Consider the following 15,236-nt stretch of genomic DNA (forward strand, 5'->3'; position numbering starts at 1 on the left):
TTACAATATAAAAATGAAAAAAGCAATCACATTACTAGCACTATTATTAAGTATTTTAGGGTATTCACAACAAAAATCAATTAGTATTACTACTGAAGATGTAGTAATCAACAAGCTAACCAGCTCACTTAAAATAATAGAAGAAAATAACATAGATATTCCAGTTTACAAAGATACTTTAGTTGAAACTCAAGAATACAAAGAGGTACTCCGAGAGATGAATCGATATAGAAAAGATTATGATCAATGGTTAAAACTCAAAAAAAACAATGAAGAAATCAATGCTGATATCGCAACAATTATAAACAATCTGGAATCATATAGTAAGTCAAAAGAAAAATATGAAATAACCAAACCACTGATTGATGAAGCACAGAATTTAATCTTGAAAAATAAAATTTATTATCATGATAGTTATGGGAGAACGAATAATGAACTCATAATACTTTCTCCTAATGGTAAAAAACCGCAAAAAACAAGGTCTTTCTTAGACCAGTCAAATTACGAAACTCCAATTGAAAGATGCTTGTGGTATTGCAAAGCAATAAATAAGTTAGAAGAACCAACAAGAGCATGGGAGGTTGATAGATATTTAGATTCTGAAAGAAAACTAGTAACTGTAGATCAGTTTAAAAAGAAAAGACTGCCTAGTAACAATGTAATAGTGAAGAAATGTTTACTATTGAATGGATCTACAATATTACAAGATTCAGAACTTGTTGGTGATTTTGAGGTTTCGAATTCGAAATATACCGTTTTATACGATTCGGAAGGTTATGTGAATAACGAAGTTATTGAGAGAACATTATTAGACCAAAAAGTAAATAAACCAAAAACCTTAGGGTCTGAAATATTTACAAATGTTACTACGGGTAAAAAGTATTTTTCGGATAATCCGGAACTACTATTCAATATTGAATCTCAAAAGAAATTAATAGCAGAAAAACAACAATCAAGGAAAGAAATAAGTAAATACGGTACTTTATATTATGATAAAGAGCGGGAATCTGAAATGCTAAAAATCCAAACCGGAGCTATGAACCTTTCTCGTTACAATCCACAGGATATCCCTCAATTTGTTTCAATATACAATTCTTTATATACTAAATATGGAAGCATCATAAATCAAATGCCTGCGCATATAGCCATACTTAAAAAGTATTATACTTTACAGAGGATGCAAGGTAGAAACATGTCACAAGCTAATATAAATACCTGGATTAAGGCTGTTAAATCGGCAGCACCTATAAGAACATCAATACGAGGAATTATAATGAATGAACATTTCGGTGATTTAGGTTTTTATCCAAATTTGAAGTATGAAGAAAGGCATGAAGATTTTGATTTATACTACAATGCTTCGTTGAGTATATTGGGACTTTAAATGCTACGATTGTTAAAATTAATCAACATAATTGATAAAAAACTCATTTTAATTAATGTATTTTTATAAACTCACATTCAAAATTAGTCCAAATTGGTTTCGATGCGAGAATTGAAATCAATATAAATAAAATATAATTTTAAAAATGAATACTGAAAAGGCTAAAAATTTATTAACCCAAGTTAGTGGTTTATTAAAGAGCTATGAAAAGCTTGCAAAATCAACTGGTGAAAACTTCAATATTTTCTCAGTAATGGGAATGGAAAGTGACGAAGTAAAAACACATTCCCGAATTATAGCAGAATTACTAAACCCAAAAGGGTCTCATTCTCAAGGAAGTGTTTTTTTAAAATATTTTTTTGAAGAAATTGAAGAATTGAAAAGTATAGAAAATTTTGATTTTGACAATGCAAAAGTAATTGTTGAAGAACATATTGGGATAATAAATCGAGATTATACCATAGGCGGATACATTGATATTGTGATTAAAGATGAAAAAAATGAGATAGAAGTTGTTATCGAAAATAAAATTTATGCAACTGATCAAAAAGGGCAATTATTGCGCTACAAAAATCATTATAAAAACTGTAAACTTATTTATTTGACTTTAGACGGAAAAAAACCATCTAAAGAAAGTTATTGTCATTTAGATAAAGATATCAATATTAATATCGAAGATATAATACTGATTAGTTATAAGGATAAAATTTTAAGTTGGATTGATAAATGTCATAAAGAAGCTATTCAGCAGCCAATGCTTCGAGAAATGTTGAAACAATATAGTAATCTTTTGAAGAAATTAACACACCAAACAATAAACAATGAATTAAAAATGGAAATATCAGATCTAATAAAAAATAACTTTTTAGAAGCTTCAGAAATTGCGAATAACTTTGATTCCACAAAGAAAGAAATAGTAAACACTTTCTTACGAGAGGTTTTCAAAAAGATAGGAGATGATCCAATTAACGTAGGAATGAAAATTAATTTTGAGGGTGAGCAAATCCATAGCAAAAAATTTAATTTTCTAATTTCGAATAGTGAAACCAGCCAAGTATATATCTATCTCAGAATAGATAATAATCAAATTTTTTACGGAATAACTGCTAAGGAATTAAGCATCAATCGCGCTTCAATTCAAAGTTTAGAAAATAAATACCCTACTTTGGGAAATTTTAAACCCGGTAGGACATCAATAATTTATGCCGATGATTTTCCGTTAAAAATAAACACGGTAAAAGATATAAAAGAAATTCTTGAAGAAAAAGATATGAAATTGAAAGAAATAACTGATTTCATTCAAAAGTTACTAAAAGATCTTATTTCATATTGTGAACATGTTGATGAAATTTTAACCAATACTAAATAAATTAAAAATTATGGCAGAAATTAAAGACAAGAAACACGGAAAAACAGTTTACTACATTGACGAAAACGAAATTAAAGATAAAAAACATGGTACGACTCTATTTTATATCGATGGGAATGAAGTGCGTGAAAAAAGTAGAAATGGACATGTGAAATTTTATTTTAATAATTCAGACATCACCAGAGATAGTAAACATGGGAAAATACATTATCATGTTGAAAACAATGAAGTGCGAGATAAAAAACACGGCACTTTAATCTATTACATTGATGGGAGCGAAATAAAAGACAAAAAATACGGAAGTGTAAAATATTATATTGATGGTAATTTAACAAAAGACCAATTGATGGGACTTCTTTCAATTATCTAAAAACAGAACGCAGTGAAAGAAATCAAATACCAGGAACTAGAACCCGAAGAACAACATGATTTGTTCAATAAAATTTGTGATGACATTATTGAAATCACAAAGGAATACAAAAAGGTGGCTAATGAAAGTAGTTATAAAGGAACTAAGGACTTAACTGACATTGGCGATTTTATCGGAAAAGCAATTGGACAAAACACTTGTAAAGACGAAAAAGATCTAAATATTTGGGCTTATGATAAAGAATCATTTGTAGCAGGATTTTATCATGGCTATTCCATTTATGACGGAATGCACTAATTTATAAATAAAATTACTATGAACATACTTTTCCTCCACGGACTTGAAAGTAAATTAAGTCCCGAAAAAAGAGTAATTCTCGAAAAATACGGTAATGTTATTGCGCCTGAATTAGATTATAAATTGGATCCCAATATGATACAGCGTTTATATGATGCTTATCAAACGCAGGATATCAATGCCATAATAGGCAGCAGCATGGGCGGTTTTGCAGGCTATCATTTAGCCAATAGTTTAGGTGTTTGTGCATTGTTATACAATCCCGCATTACCTTATAGGAATACTATCGAACAAATAGTACCGGTAAGCATCCCAATAAATCAATCCTTACATATGCGAATTGTTTTAGGCGGTCAGGATACCATCATAAAAGCAAAAGACAATTTGGCTTTTTTTGCACAAAATGTTGCTGCTAAAACAGATTATGCGATTACGATAATAAGTGATTTAGCACATCAAATTCCGGTTGATGTTTTTGAAGAGGAAACAAAAGCATTTTTTAAAGCACTTTGTTATTAAATAGTTCTATTTTAAAAAATGAGTTTAAAAAATTTCAATTTCAAGAATAACATCCGATGCCATTCTGGTGGTGCGGAGGGTGCTGATACTTATTTTGAAAAAATCAGTACCCACTACAACATTCAAACAATTGCTTATAGTTATCAAACAGCTTATCATACTAGCTTAAACAAATATGAATTAAGCGAAAAGGAATATTTTGAAGGTGTCGCCCACGTATGCACAGCCAACGAGACCTTAAAAAAATATCGATTAAAATCCTATTTAAAACTTTATGCGCGTTGCTGGTTTCAGGTAAAAAATGCAGAGCAAATATTTGCAATGAGTACTTTTATCCAAATAGAAAACAAACAATTCGTTAAAGGAGGCACAGGGGTTACTGTCCAAATGGCTATAGACAACCACAAGGAAGTCTTTGTATTTGAACAGGAATTAAACCAATGGTTCTACTGGGATTATTCAGATAAAAAAATCAGTTTGTTGTCTGAAATACCTAAAATAACTACTGACTTTGCCGGTATAGGCTCTCGAAGTATTAATGAAAAAGGCATCAAAGCCATTGAGAGTTTATTCAGAAAAACGTTTGAATAAAACAAAATATCGAATCACGAAATCATCCAATTTCTTTTAAAATCATCCCTAATGTCCAAAAAACAATTCATCAAACGACATCATTTAATTATCAATAAGTTACGATCCAATCCGTGCTCTTTTAAAGATTTACAAGACTATTTGGAAAAACATTCCATCGATGAAGAGGAAAATTATGTGATTTCAAAGCGTACTTATGAACGTGATGTAAATGAAATTCGAGACATCTATAAAATAGAAATCGAATACAATCGTTCTCAAAATGTTTATGAAATAGTATATGATGCCGATGAGATAAAAACCGATAGAATTATCGAATCATTTCAGATATTTAATGCTTTAAGTATTTCGGACTCTGTTTCCAATCATATAATTATTGAAAAGCGAAAAGTGCTTGGAACAGAAAACTTGCACGGTTTATTACATGCAATAAAAAATAAATTTGAAATACAATTTACCCACGAGAAATTTTGGAAAGCGAATAATGAAAAGAAAACACGTATTGTTTATCCTTTAGCTTTAAAGGAAGCTCGAAACCGTTGGTATTTAATAGCTCAAGATACAAAAGACGGTGTTTTCAAGACATTTGGCCTAGACCGAATGTCTAACTTAAATATATGCCGAAAAAAATTTGAGTCTCCAAAAAATTTCAATCCGGCAGAAAAATTCAAATATTCTTTTGGCATCATTTCTGACGGAACAAAACCGGAGCAAATTAAGCTTTGGCTATCTCACGATCAGGCCGATTATATAAAATCACTTCCATTACACCATTCTCAAAAAATAGTGTCTGAAAACGAAAAAGAATGCGTGATTGAATTGTTCATGAGTCCAACCTACGATTTTATTATGGAATTACTCTCCATGGGTCAGGAAATAAAAGTCGTGGAACCGGAAAGTCTGAAAAACAAAATGATTGAAATGCTGGAAGCAACATTAAAACGATATAAATAAAGTGATTTACAACAATGATGGAAACAAAATTTAGGCAAGGAAATGGAACTTATTACTCCAATAATAATTGATTGAGGTTTGTCCGTCATAGAATAGCGTAACTACTAGGTTCAGTTTTAAAAAGCCTTTTTATTTCAAAATATAATTTCAATGCAAAACCTCAAAATCAATCTTCACGGGGAAAGTTGGACACTAAAAAAATTCGAGTGCAGTGAGGATCTTTTAAACGAATGCTTAAAAGTAGCGGCTAGAATGAAAGTTCCATTAATTAAAGCCTTATTGGATCCATTTTTCTATTACAATCTTAAAATACCTTCCATTCCATCAGTTGAGCATTTACCAGGTAACAAAATTACTGGATTGCTTAACTCTTCTAAAAATCAAATCGAAATATTAGTAGATGGAAAAAAAATCAAAAAACTTCACATCAAAGATTTAGACCAAGAACTATTGCTTTTTCCATTATATAATATTCATAAAACTGAAAGTAGAAAAGATTATAGTCCCGGAATTTATGTAGAACAAAAAGCTATTGGGTTTGTCGCCAGTTATGAAATAAAACTGGATAGCTTTACTATTGATAATTTACAATTCAATTTGGTGCAGTTCAACGATAAACAATTATTGCAACAACCTACTTATCAAAATAAAATCTTCCGCTTTAGAAAAAAGGAAACATTGCTTATTTACCAAAATAGTTTTGAAATCCTATAAACGGTAAATTCCTGCGATATCCTGCATTCTTAAAAATAAGAAAATCCTGTTTTAGACAACTATTTGGCTTTTTCATTTTTATCCTTAATTTTTGCTTCCCAAAGGGCTTTGTATTGATCCCGATTATATCTTACACCTTACGCAATTCGAACCTGCCATTGTTAGTAATCAAGGGTGTTGGGAAATTTTATAAATTATCAGTCAATTTTTGAACAAAAAAAACCTCCAAAATCAAATGAATTTGGAGGCTTGTTATTAAACTTGTGGGCGATGAGGGGTTCGAACCCCCGACCCCCTCGGTGTAAACGAGGTGCTCTGAACCAGCTGAGCTAATCGCCCAAAACAATAAAGCCATTTTCATTACTGTATTGCGAGTGCAAATATAAGGCTAGAATTGGGATTTACAAGCATAATTATAAAATAAATAAATAAAAAATGATCCCTTTTATCTTTTACTCTCACTCATAAGCCTTTACAATAAAAATCAAACACTCTTATTTTTTTGTAATGATTCGTTATAGTCTTACATTTGCATAATAAACAAAAAGTAATGGCCAGATTCAAAGAAAACGATTTACCAAAATCAAAAATTACTGCAACTTCACTCCAAAAAGCAACGGTTATATTTGAATATGCAGGAAACCACCGTTGGAAATTTTATGTAGGTTTGATCTTTTTACTATTTACTGGTGCAACTGCTCTTGCTTTTCCGAAACTGATGGGAATGCTAATTGATTGCGTCAAAAATAAAGACAATACACAAGCCAATATGATTGCGGGAGGTTTGATTGTGATCTTATTTTTACAATCAATTTTTTCTTTTTTCAGATTGTCTTTATTTGTCAATTTTACAGAAAATACCCTAGCAAATCTAAGAGTATCATTGTATAGCAATTTAGTAAAACTACCCATGTCATTCTTTTCGCAAAAACGAGTGGGCGAATTAAATAGCCGAATTAGTTCTGACATTACTCAAATACAGGATACGCTTACCTCTACCATAGCCGAATTTTTACGACAATTTATATTAATTATAGGTGGCGTAATTTTATTAGCAAACGAAAGTATCAAATTGACTTTATTGATGCTTTCCGTTGTGCCTCTTGTGGCTGTTGCTGCGGTTATTTTTGGTCGATTTATAAGAAAATATTCGAAAAATGTTCAAGATAAAGTAGCCGAAAGCCAAGTAGTTGTCGAGGAAACAATGCAAGGTATTAGTATTGTCAAGGCTTTTGCCAATGAATGGTACGAAATTGCTCGATACAACGGAAAAATAAAGGAAGTAGTTACAATTGCTATTAAAGGTGGAAAATACCGTGGTTACTTTGCTTCGTTTATAATTTTCTGCCTCTTTGGAGCTATTGTTGCCGTTGTCTGGTATGGTGTACAATTGAGTATTAGTGGCGAAATGAGTGTTGGACAACTCATTTCATTTGTTTTATATTCTACTTTTGTAGGAGCTTCATTCGGAGGAATCGCTGAGCTTTACGCTCAAATCCAGAAAGCGATAGGCGCAACAGAAAGAGTTTTTGAGTTGTTAGGTGAAACGCCCGAAAAAATAAATTCTAATCGAGATCTCGCTACAATAGAGAAAATTAAAGGTAACGTAACTTTCAATAATGTAGCGTTTAGTTATCCTTCCAGAAAAGAAATCAAAGTATTAAAAAACGTAAGCTTTACAGCCAGTTTTGGACAAAAAATAGCGATAGTGGGTCCAAGTGGAACTGGAAAGTCAACCATAGCCTCACTCCTGCTTCGTTTTTATAACATTGATGAAGGAGAAATACTCGTAGATGGGAAAAATATTTATGATTTTGATTTAGAAAATCTTCGAGGAAACATGAGTATTGTCCCTCAAGACGTCATTCTATTTGGTGGAACCATCCGAGAAAACATAGCATACGGAAAACCTAATGCTACTGAAGAAGAAATTCTAACCGCTTCTAAACAAGCTAATGCATACAATTTTATAGAAAGCTTTCCTGAAAAATTTGAAACTATAGTTGGTGAAAGAGGAATTAAATTGTCTGGTGGTCAGCGACAACGTATTGCTATAGCTAGAGCCTTACTAAAAAATCCGAGTATTTTGATTCTAGACGAAGCCACATCATCCTTGGATAGTGAAAGTGAAAAGTTAGTACAGGAAGCTCTAGAAATTTTGATGGAAGGGAGAACAAGTATTATTATTGCACACCGTTTATCTACTATTCGTAGTGCCGATCAAATATTAGTTTTAGACAATGGAAAAATTTCAGAACAAGGAACTCATCAAGAATTAATTATGCTAGAAAATGGTATTTATAAAAATTTGAGCAATCTACAATTCAGCAACTCTTAAATTTTTATTATTCATTAAAAATAATAAACTCCATTCAGTTAATTGAATGGAGTTTTTTTTTGACTTAAATGTAGCTGAATACTAAAAACTGAACACTGATCACTTTCCTTTTCTACGGCTTCGCTCTGCTTTAATCATTGATAATTCGCGGCTCGTTTGACCTGCAACAGAAGTATTTTCTTCTGCACGTCGAATTAAGTATGGCATCACATCCTTAACTGGTCCAAAAGGTAAATATTTCGAAACATTGTAGCCATGATCGGCCAGATTATAGCTAATATTATCACTCATACCATACAATTGACCAAACCATATTCGATCATCGCTAGTTTTAATGTCTTTATTGTGCATCAATTCCATCAACGTATACGTACTTAACTCATTATGTGTTCCTGCAAAAATAGACATCATATCTAAATGCTCGATCATATAATGCACTGCTGCATCATAATTTTCATCTGTAGCTTCTTTAGAAGCACATATTGGTGACGGATAGCCTTTTTCCTCGGCACGGACATTCTCTTTTTCCATGTAAGCCCCACGAACTAATTTCATTCCAATGAAAAATCCCTCTTTTTTGGCTTGCACGTGTAATTTTTTTAGGTAATCCATACGATCCCAACGATACATTTGCAATGTATTGAAAACAATGGCTTTTTCTTTATTGTATTTGCGCATCATTTCAGTAACTAAATCATCAGCAGCGTCTTGCATCCAGCTTTCCTCACCATCGATCAACAAAGCTACATTTTTTGAATGCGCTTCTTTGCAAACTAAATCAAATCGAACTACTACTCTATCCCATTCTGCTTGTTCATCAGCAGTTAATGTTTGTTTTTCTCCTAATTTTTCATACAACTCAAAACGACCAAAACCAGTAGGTTTAAATACTGCAAAAGGAATTGCCATGCGCTCTTTGGCAAATTCAATAGTCTTTAAAGTCATTTCTAAGGCAGCATCAAACTGCTCTTCCTCTTCTTTACCTTCTACAGAATAATCCAAAACTGAAGAAACGCCTTTGGTATACATTTTATCTACAACAGAGAGACAATCTACTTCATTTACACCACCACAAAAGTGATCAAAAACAGTTGCACGTATCAAACCTTCAACAGGAAGATTCGCTTTCAGAGCAAAATTAGTAACAGCAGTTCCAATTCGAACTAGCGGCTGATTGGCTATCATTTTGAAAAGAAAATAAGCTCGATCGAGTTCTGTATCACTTTTTAATGCAAAGGCAACTTGTGTATTATCAAATATTTTTTCCATTATTTGTTTAATTTTGTACAAATATAGAGAGAGTTTAAATAGTATTGTAAAAATAGAGTCGTAAAAAAAGAAAAATGCAATTTATGTGTTTTTAAATATTAAAATTATTTAACAATTGATAAATTTATACTTTTGAAAATTATAACCCTTTCGGCTAAAACGTTTTTTCTATTTACAGTAAAACTTGAATTATAAAAAATTTTAGCTCTTATCTGTAAAAAATTACAAAAGACACTTCAACTGAAAAACAATTAGCAAAATATTCGTCTTTTAAAATACTATGAAAACAACAAACACGATTGCACAATCAAATCCTTCACTAGATAATTCTTCAAATACCGTGTACGGTGATTTCATTGCATTGCTTTTCTTAGCTTTGTACTTGGTAATCGACTTCTTGCCTCATTTCAATAGTATTGAAATTATTAACACTCAGTTTTTTTACCTTTCGCTAGTTAACATTGTCGCAATAGCATACATTTTTAAAAACAAAATTGCGGTCTTTTACAACTATCCTCTTTTTTCACAGGTAGGACTTTTTCAAATTATTTACTTTTCTTTCGTGGTGTTGGCAGGCTGTTCTTTACTTTTTGCAAAAAACATATCGCTTTCCATTATTAGTTTTTCTCAAATATTGGTCATTTTTTTAATGATTGTAAACCTAATACTTCTTTTTAGGGATCGATTGTACTTGCTTCCAAAAATTGCCTTTTTAGTTGGAATAAGCGTTTTCTTGCAAAGTATAGCGCAATTAGGAAATTTTCTGAAAAATTTTGATAATATCATCGTCGCATTGAATGAATTAAAGGGAAATACTGCAAACGTTAACATTTTCGCGGCAAGCTTAAATGTAAAGATTCCCTTTTTAATAATTGGAGTTTTACAATTTAAAAATTGGAAGAAATGGTTTTTGATTATCACCTTTTTTCTTTCAACTTTTATTGTTGTATTAATCAGTTCAAGATCAGCATACTTAGGCTTATTTTTTGAACTTATATTCTTTGTTATTGCTTACTTTAAAATTAACTTATTTTCGAAAAACGCTTTTTATAAAACTTTGCATATTATTTTACCAGTTTTACTATCAATTGTTTTAGCGAATATAATATTTAAAAAAGGGGACAATATTGGCCGATTTGAGTCTGTTAACACTCGTATTTTACAAATTGCAGATGTAAAAGAGGCTTCTGCTGCTGCGCGATTAGGGTATTGGAAAAATGCTTCAGAAATGATAGCTAAAGATCCTATAACAGGCATTGGATTGGGGAATTGGAGAGTTGAAAGTATCCCTTATGAAAAAAAAATTATAGATGAAGCCTTCATATCGTCGCATACACATAATGATTTTCTTGAAATTGCAACTGAAACGGGGATTCTAAATGGAATCATTTACTTGAGTCTTTTTTTGTTATTATTTTTCACAAACGCAAAAACAATATTTATAAAAAACGATAAAGATAAAACCATTGCCCTACTCGTACTTTTGATAGTAATAGGCTATTTTATAGATGCCTTTTTTAATTTTCCTTTGTATAGACCTACTATGCAAATAGCGTTTGCATTCATGATTGTTTTTACTCACTTACAAGTAAACAACAAAAGAACGTTGAATACAAACTCGAAAAAAATTGGATTGAGCTTACTTATTTTAAGCTTTTTAGTTACCGGTTTCGTATACACTGAATTTAAAGCATCGCAACTAGAGTTTAAAATCAAATATGATCAACCTGCCCTTTCTTCGACGGAGATAATAAGTAGGTTACCAGCTATAGCACAGATAGGTATTTATGGTGAATCCTTTTATCAACTTGCGGCTGTTGCAGCATTTAATGAAAAAGACCTGATTGTGGCCGAAAAATATTTTAAACTGGCAAATACGGTAAATCCGTATAATGGAGTTTCCAATTGGTATTTACACAAAATTGAAAAATCAAAAGACAATCAAGATCGAGCTTACACCTTAGTCAAAACGGCATTTTATGCACGTCCCAGAACTCTAAATTTTTACTTAGATGGCTTATTGATGGCTGCCAAGAAGAAAGATACCACCGAAATTTTAAAAATACATAAGCTATTTACAACTTATCGAAGTATGCCGGCGAATTGGATAAAAACGGCTAATGCGCTACAAAAAGCCAATTACAGTCCGACTAAAATACAATTATTCCTTAAAGAAGGTTTAACATTATATCCAACAGATTCTTTGCTAAAAGTTAAAACTCAAGGTGAATTAAAAATGCAAAATATTCCGACGAACATAAATAAAGATACCATAAAAAGTCAAAATGTCCCAAACTACATGATAGAAGCAAAAAAAATGGGTGATGCAGGATATTTTAAAAAAGCTATCGAATTATATCAAAAAGAATTTGCAATTTATCCCGAAAAGAGAGTAATCTTGCAGGATATTGCGGTGTGCTACTATAATCTAAACGATACAAAAACCGCTATTTCATACCTATTACGAATACTTGACGATCCAAATCTTAATGATGGAAAAACAGAATATTTGTTATCGGGTTGCTATCACAAAATACAAGACAAAACAAATTCTTGTAAATACCTGAATCTAGCAATCGCCAAAAATTTCCCCGGATCAAAAGAACTATTCAATCAACTTTGCCAATAAATTTTAACAACAATGCAAAATATAATAGCCAATAACTACCCTATTTATTTCAATGAAAAAGCATACGAAGCATTAAATCTTCATTTGAAAGAAAATAAATATTCAAAAATATTCATTATACTAGACAATAATACAAATGAATATTGCACAACACTATTTCTCCCTTTTTTAGAAACCGATCTTACGATTGAAATCATCGAATTTGATTCGGGAGAACAAAATAAAAATATTGAGACTTGCGTCCAAATTTGGAATGTCCTCACGGAACTTGGTGCCGATCGAAAGAGTCTAATCATCAATTTAGGAGGCGGTGTAGTCACTGATTTAGGGGGATTTGTAGCTTCCACCTTCAAACGAGGGGTAGATTTTATCCACATTCCAACTACCTTATTATCGATGGTTGATGCCTCTGTAGGAGGTAAAAATGGTGTAGACTTAGGGAATTTAAAAAACCAAATAGGAGTTATAAATGTGCCCATTATGGTACTAATTGATACTCAATATTTAGAAACGGTCCCACAAAATGAGATGCGATCTGGCCTTGCCGAAATGCTCAAACATGGCTTAATATACGACCAAGAATATTGGGAACAATTTTTAGACTTAAAGGCTATTGATTTTGCTGATTTTGATCAATTAATTTATCGTTCTATTGAAATAAAGAATGAAATTGTAATGCAAGATCCCACAGAAAAAAATATTCGTAAAGCATTAAATTTTGGTCATACGCTTGGCCATGCAATTGAAAGCTACTTTCTCGAAAACGATACTAAAACCACTTTATTGCACGGAGAAGCTATAGCCGCAGGAATGGTATTAGAAAGTTTTATTTCACTTCATAAAAACCTAATCAATCAGGAAGAATATTTTCAAATAAAATCTACTCTTAAATCAATTTATGGCATAATAGTTTTTGATGAAAACGATATTGAACCCATCCTAGAATTACTCATACATGACAAAAAAAATGAATATGGGACCATACAGTTTGCTTTGTTAGACGGTATCGGAAAAATAAAGATCAATCAATCCGTTGAAAATGAATTAATTCTTGAGGCTTTTTTGGATTATAAATCTTAATTATTTTTTATAAAAAGGATTGCATTAGGTATATAATATTTTTTACATTTGCACCAATGAAAAAAAGCCAAAACAAACGCACTTACAATACGAGTAAAATCCGTAGCAATATGTCTTTTCTGAGAATATTGAGACGTTTTAATTGCATTAAAGGTAACTTTGATTTTGATATTTTTCAATATTTGAAAGCTGACCACGAGAAGCTTCAAATCATTTACTCAAATATTAGGGTTTGAATTATAGGTTACTGTACTGTACACTATTTTAATCTATAATTATGACATCTAATGAATACAAAATATTCTGATTTAATCAATCAAACCTATTATTTTCCGCAGGAAGAATTTACCTTAAACAAAGATAATCTTCAATTTCACAATATCGATTTAATGAAATTGGTGGAACAATACGGAACTCCATTAAAGTTCACCTATTTACCTCAAATCTCTAACAATATTAACAAAGCCAAAAGCTGGTTTCGTAAATCGATGGAGAAAAACAAGTATGAGGCCAAATATTATTATTGTTATTGTACAAAAAGCTCTCATTTTGAATACATTATGAATGAAGCTTTCAAAAACAACATTCATATTGAAACATCATCTGCTTTTGACATTAATATTGTTGAAAATTTATTAGCAAATGGCAAGATCAACAAAAGCACTTATGTGATATGCAATGGTTTCAAAAGAGACCAATACATTGAGAATATTGCCCGTTTGATCAATACTGGTCATAAAAACACCATCCCAATTATTGATAACTTTGAAGAACTTGATTTGCTGCAAGGTCAGATCAAGAATAAATTCAAAATAGGAATTCGTATCGCCGCTGAAGAAGAGCCAAAGTTTGAATTTTATACCTCCAGATTGGGAATAGGTTATAAAAATATTGTTCCGTTTTATAAAAAAGAGATCAAAGAAAATAAGAAATTGGAGCTGAAAATGCTGCACTTTTTTATCAATACGGGAATAAATGACAATGCCTATTATTGGAACGAATTAGTGAAATGTATAAAAGTGTATGTGGCATTAAAAAAAGAATGTCCTACTCTAGATGGATTAAATATTGGTGGCGGTTTTCCAATTAAAAACTCATTGGCATTTGAATATGATTACCAATACATGATTGACGAAATAATCAATCAGATTAAAATTGCTTGTGATGAAGCTGAGGTAGATGTGCCAAACATTTTTACTGAATTTGGTTCTTTTACTGTAGGAGAAAGTGGAGGTGCTATTTATCAGATTTTGTATCAAAAGCAACAAAATGATAGAGAGAAATGGAACATGATTGACTCTTCTTTCATTACTACTTTACCAGATACTTGGGCCATCAACAAACGCTTTATAATGCTAGCAGTAAATCGCTGGAACGATACCTATGAGCGGGTTTTACTTGGCGGAATGACTTGTGATAGTGATGATTATTACAACTCTGAGCAAAACATGAATGCCATTTATTTGCCAAAATATAACAAAGAAAAACCATTGTATATAGGGTTTTTTAATACAGGCGCATATCAAGAAACAATTGGTGGATATGGTGGTTTGCACCACTGTTTAATTCCACAACCCAAACACATATTGATAGACAGAGACGAAAACGGAATCTTGGCAACTGAGGTTTTTTCAGAACAACAAACTTCCCAAGATGTCCTTAAAATATTAGGGTACGACAAAAAAAAATAAATTCACAATAAATCAATTAGTCAATTTAAAA

The 15,236-nt window shown here is 31.4% G+C and carries 13 protein-coding genes and 1 tRNA gene; 12 read left to right on the forward strand and 2 right to left on the reverse strand.

The window, feature by feature from the left end; all coding sequences use genetic code 11:
* Positions 1-13: 13 nt before the first annotated feature.
* The 8 genes from AC061C_RS10230 (at position 14) to AC061C_RS10265 (ending at position 6,198) form a co-directional block, all read left to right on the forward strand.
* Positions 14-1,384 (forward strand): hypothetical protein, encoded by a 1,371-nt coding sequence (locus AC061C_RS10230; RefSeq protein WP_478291092.1) that lies wholly within the window; start codon positions 14-16, stop codon positions 1,382-1,384.
* A gap of 145 nt (positions 1,385-1,529) precedes the next feature.
* Positions 1,530-2,753, forward strand: coding sequence for a PDDEXK-like family protein (locus AC061C_RS10235; RefSeq protein ID WP_478291093.1), 1,224 nt, complete (start codon positions 1,530-1,532; stop codon positions 2,751-2,753).
* Positions 2,754-2,763: 10 nt separating this feature from the next.
* Positions 2,764-3,123 (forward strand): hypothetical protein, encoded by a 360-nt coding sequence (locus AC061C_RS10240; RefSeq protein ID WP_478291094.1) that lies wholly within the window; start codon positions 2,764-2,766, stop codon positions 3,121-3,123.
* A 12-nt stretch (positions 3,124-3,135) separates the two neighbouring features.
* Positions 3,136-3,420 carry a hypothetical protein gene (locus AC061C_RS10245; protein WP_478291095.1) on the forward strand — a complete coding sequence of 95 codons (285 nt, stop codon included), beginning with the start codon at positions 3,136-3,138 and terminating at the stop codon, positions 3,418-3,420.
* Between the two features lie 18 nt (positions 3,421-3,438).
* Positions 3,439-3,939 (forward strand): YqiA/YcfP family alpha/beta fold hydrolase, encoded by a 501-nt coding sequence (locus tag AC061C_RS10250; protein WP_478291096.1) that lies wholly within the window; start codon positions 3,439-3,441, stop codon positions 3,937-3,939.
* Positions 3,940-3,957: 18 nt separating this feature from the next.
* Positions 3,958-4,530, forward strand: coding sequence for a hypothetical protein (locus AC061C_RS10255; RefSeq protein ID WP_478291097.1), 573 nt, complete (start codon positions 3,958-3,960; stop codon positions 4,528-4,530).
* Between the two features lie 51 nt (positions 4,531-4,581).
* Positions 4,582-5,484, forward strand: coding sequence for a helix-turn-helix transcriptional regulator (locus tag AC061C_RS10260; RefSeq protein ID WP_478291098.1), 903 nt, complete (start codon positions 4,582-4,584; stop codon positions 5,482-5,484).
* Positions 5,485-5,634: 150 nt separating this feature from the next.
* Positions 5,635-6,198, forward strand: a complete 564-nt coding sequence (locus tag AC061C_RS10265; protein ID WP_440277024.1) for a hypothetical protein — start codon at positions 5,635-5,637, stop codon at positions 6,196-6,198.
* Between the two features lie 264 nt (positions 6,199-6,462).
* Here AC061C_RS10265 and AC061C_RS10270 read toward each other — a convergent pair.
* A tRNA-Val gene (locus tag AC061C_RS10270) sits at positions 6,463-6,537 on the reverse strand.
* Positions 6,538-6,748: 211 nt separating this feature from the next.
* Here AC061C_RS10270 and AC061C_RS10275 point away from each other — a divergent pair.
* Positions 6,749-8,536: an ABC transporter ATP-binding protein gene (locus tag AC061C_RS10275; protein WP_478291099.1), complete on the forward strand. Its 1,788-nt coding sequence runs from the start codon at positions 6,749-6,751 to the stop codon at positions 8,534-8,536.
* Between the two features lie 99 nt (positions 8,537-8,635).
* Here the strand turns inward: AC061C_RS10275 and AC061C_RS10280 are convergent, their stop codons facing one another.
* Positions 8,636-9,805, reverse strand: a complete 1,170-nt coding sequence (locus tag AC061C_RS10280) for a proline dehydrogenase family protein (protein WP_478291100.1) — start codon at positions 9,803-9,805, stop codon at positions 8,636-8,638.
* A 280-nt stretch (positions 9,806-10,085) separates the two neighbouring features.
* Between AC061C_RS10280 and AC061C_RS10285 the strand changes: the two genes are divergently transcribed.
* From AC061C_RS10285 to AC061C_RS10295, 3 genes are all read left to right on the forward strand, one after another.
* Positions 10,086-12,434: an O-antigen ligase family protein gene (locus AC061C_RS10285; RefSeq protein ID WP_478291101.1), complete on the forward strand. Its 2,349-nt coding sequence runs from the start codon at positions 10,086-10,088 to the stop codon at positions 12,432-12,434.
* A 12-nt stretch (positions 12,435-12,446) separates the two neighbouring features.
* Positions 12,447-13,514: a 3-dehydroquinate synthase gene (gene aroB / locus AC061C_RS10290; RefSeq protein WP_478291102.1), complete on the forward strand. Its 1,068-nt coding sequence runs from the start codon at positions 12,447-12,449 to the stop codon at positions 13,512-13,514.
* Positions 13,515-13,801: 287 nt separating this feature from the next.
* Complete coding sequence (locus AC061C_RS10295; protein ID WP_417944838.1) at positions 13,802-15,205, forward strand: type III PLP-dependent enzyme domain-containing protein; 1,404 nt, start codon at positions 13,802-13,804, stop codon at positions 15,203-15,205.
* Positions 15,206-15,236: the final 31 nt, after the last annotated feature.

This window comes from Flavobacterium sp. GNP010 (assembly GCF_056428945.1).

Excerpts from the sequence above, each read along its gene's own strand:
- AC061C_RS10285 (WP_478291101.1), top strand. The coding sequence starts at position 10,086 with ATGAAAACAACAAACACGATTGCACAATCAAATCCTTCACTAGATAAT.
- AC061C_RS10260 (WP_478291098.1), top strand. The coding sequence starts at position 4,582 with ATGTCCAAAAAACAATTCATCAAACGACATCATTTAATTATCAATAAG.
- AC061C_RS10235 (WP_478291093.1), top strand. The coding sequence starts at position 1,530 with ATGAATACTGAAAAGGCTAAAAATTTATTAACCCAAGTTAGTGGTTTA.
- AC061C_RS10240 (WP_478291094.1), top strand. The coding sequence starts at position 2,764 with ATGGCAGAAATTAAAGACAAGAAACACGGAAAAACAGTTTACTACATT.
- AC061C_RS10275 (WP_478291099.1), top strand. The coding sequence starts at position 6,749 with ATGGCCAGATTCAAAGAAAACGATTTACCAAAATCAAAAATTACTGCA.
- AC061C_RS10265 (WP_440277024.1), top strand. The coding sequence starts at position 5,635 with ATGCAAAACCTCAAAATCAATCTTCACGGGGAAAGTTGGACACTAAAA.
- AC061C_RS10280 (WP_478291100.1), bottom strand. The coding sequence starts at position 9,805 with ATGGAAAAAATATTTGATAATACACAAGTTGCCTTTGCATTAAAAAGT.
- AC061C_RS10255 (WP_478291097.1), top strand. The coding sequence starts at position 3,958 with ATGAGTTTAAAAAATTTCAATTTCAAGAATAACATCCGATGCCATTCT.
- AC061C_RS10295 (WP_417944838.1), top strand. The coding sequence starts at position 13,802 with ATGAATACAAAATATTCTGATTTAATCAATCAAACCTATTATTTTCCG.
- AC061C_RS10250 (WP_478291096.1), top strand. The coding sequence starts at position 3,439 with ATGAACATACTTTTCCTCCACGGACTTGAAAGTAAATTAAGTCCCGAA.
- AC061C_RS10230 (WP_478291092.1), top strand. The coding sequence starts at position 14 with ATGAAAAAAGCAATCACATTACTAGCACTATTATTAAGTATTTTAGGG.
- aroB (WP_478291102.1), top strand. The coding sequence starts at position 12,447 with ATGCAAAATATAATAGCCAATAACTACCCTATTTATTTCAATGAAAAA.